The organism is Kitasatospora sp. NPDC001225 (genome assembly GCF_053597855.1).
Genome location: NZ_JBSFJC010000396.1, coordinates 1 through 1973, shown reverse-complemented (window position 1 = coordinate 1973; position 1973 = coordinate 1). Strand labels below are relative to the sequence as shown.

Sequence of the window (1973 nt, the reverse complement as noted above, 5' to 3'; positions counted from 1 at the left end):
CGGCGGGCAGGCAGGGCTCGGGCGCGGGTGCGCCGGCCACCAGCAAGGTGACGGGTGCGCTGGAGAACTGACGGTTCGTCATGGCTGATCAGCGGGCACCGGAGCCCTCATCCTTCCCGTGGCCGGCCGGGATCGCGCCGGGGTTACTGGGTGGCGAGCCCGCCGCAGACGTTCAGTGCCTGGGCGGTGATGCTGGCCGCGGTGGGGCTGGTGAGGTAGCCGGCCAGCGAGGCGACCTCCTCGGGCGTGGTGTAGCGGCCGAGCGGGATGTGCTGCTGGAAGTGCTGGTGGATGGTCTCGGGGGTGGTGTTGTAGGCGGTCGCGTACTCGTGGTGGATCCTGGTGGTGTGCGGGGTCTGGACGTACCCCGGGCAGATGGCGTTGACGGTGGTGCCGGTCGGCGCCAGCTCCTTGGCCAGCGCCCGGGTGAAGCCGATCACGGCGTGCTTGCTCGCGGTGTACGGGGCGCCCAGGGTAACGGCCTGCTTCCCGGCGGTGGACGCGATGTTGATGATCCGCGGGTGGGCGGTGCTGGTGATGTGGCCGTGCCGGAGGGTCTCCCGGGTGACCAGGAAGACCGCGTTCAGATTGGTGTCGATGACGTCGTACCAGAGGTCGTCGGTGGTGGTCGCGGTCGGCCCGCCGCCGGTGCGTCCGGCGTTGTTGACCAGGACGGTGATCGGGCCGTACTCGGCCACCGCGTGCCGGATCAGTTCGGCGACCTGGACGGGGTCGCGGACGTCGCAGGTGAGGCCGTCGGCCTGGTGGCCCTCGTCACGCAGGGTGGCGAGGGCCTGGTCGATGTCCCGGGCGGTGCGGGCGCAGATGAAGACACGGTGGCCGCGGCTGCCGAGTTCGCGGGCGATGGCGAGGCCGATGCCGCGGGTACCGCCGGTGATCAGGGCGAGGGGTTTCTCGGGTGCGGTGGTCATGACGCGTCCTGTGGGTGAGGGCTGGGAGCTGGGAGAGGTCGGCGGGGACGGCCGTCCGGACGGGGCTCAGGCCGAGTACAGGTTGTAGGTGGTCGGGTGGGCCGTGGTGGGCGTGTTGAGGGTGGGGTCCAGGGTGAGGATCGCGTGCTGGAGGTGCTGGAGGTGCGGCGAGGGCTGGATGCCGAGCTCGGTGGTCAGCCGGTGCCGCAGGTGGTGATAGGTGGTCAGGGCGCTGGTCTGCCGGCCGGCCCGGTAGAGCGCGACCATGGCCTGGGCGTGCAGGCCCTCGTGGTGCGGGTGCTGGTGGGTCAGGTGGGTGAGCTCGGGGATCAGCTCGTTGTGCCGGCCGAGCCGCAGGTCGGTGTCGATGCGGCGTTCCAGGGTGATCAGCCGGCTCTCCTCCAGGCGCATGATCTCGATGGTGAGGATCGGCCCGGGCCGGACGTCGACCAGGGCCGGGCCGTGCCAGAGCGCGAGGGCCTGGCGGAACTGGGTGGCGGCCTGGTGGTCCTGGCCGTGGTTGAAGGCGTGCTGGCCCTGGGTGGTCAGCAGGTTGTAGGTGTGGACGTCCAGGTTGTCCGGGTGGGTGGTGAGCTGGTAGCCGCCGTGCCGGGTGGTGAGGATGTCCTTGGCGGTGGCGTGCGGGGTCGGCCCGAGGGCCTGGGTGATCCGGCGGCGCAGCTGCAGGATGTACGTCTGCATCGTGGTGAGCGCCTGTCTTGGCGGGTCGTCGCCCCAGATCTCCTCGATCAGGGTGGCCGTGGGCAGGATCCGGTTCGGGTAGAGCGCGAGGAGGGCGAGGATCTGGCGCTGCTTGGCGGCGGTGGGGACGACGGAGATGCCGTTGAGGTCGGCGGTGAGGGGGCCGAGGACCCTGAGGTGCATGGCGGTTCTCCTCTCGTGCGGGTGAGTGGGGCTCGGAGGATCGTGAGCCCGTGGATTCGTGCTCCCGGCGGCCCCTCCGGTCACCCCTCCGGCGACGCCGACGGCGACATCGACACCGACGGTGACGGCGACATCGACGCCAGCAGCGACGCCGAC

The 1973-nt window shown here is 71.2% G+C and carries 2 protein-coding genes; both read right to left on the bottom strand.

What is annotated here, in order from left to right; genetic code table 11:
• Positions 1-143: 143 nt before the first annotated feature.
• A complete protein-coding gene (locus ACWDCZ_RS40850; RefSeq protein WP_387828422.1) occupies positions 144-932 on the bottom strand; it encodes an SDR family NAD(P)-dependent oxidoreductase in 789 nt (262 codons plus the stop codon).
• 66 nt (positions 933-998) lie between these two features.
• Positions 999-1817, bottom strand: coding sequence for an AfsR/SARP family transcriptional regulator (locus tag ACWDCZ_RS40845; protein WP_049653285.1), 819 nt, complete (start codon positions 1815-1817; stop codon positions 999-1001).
• Between the last annotated feature and the right edge of the window lie 156 nt (positions 1818-1973).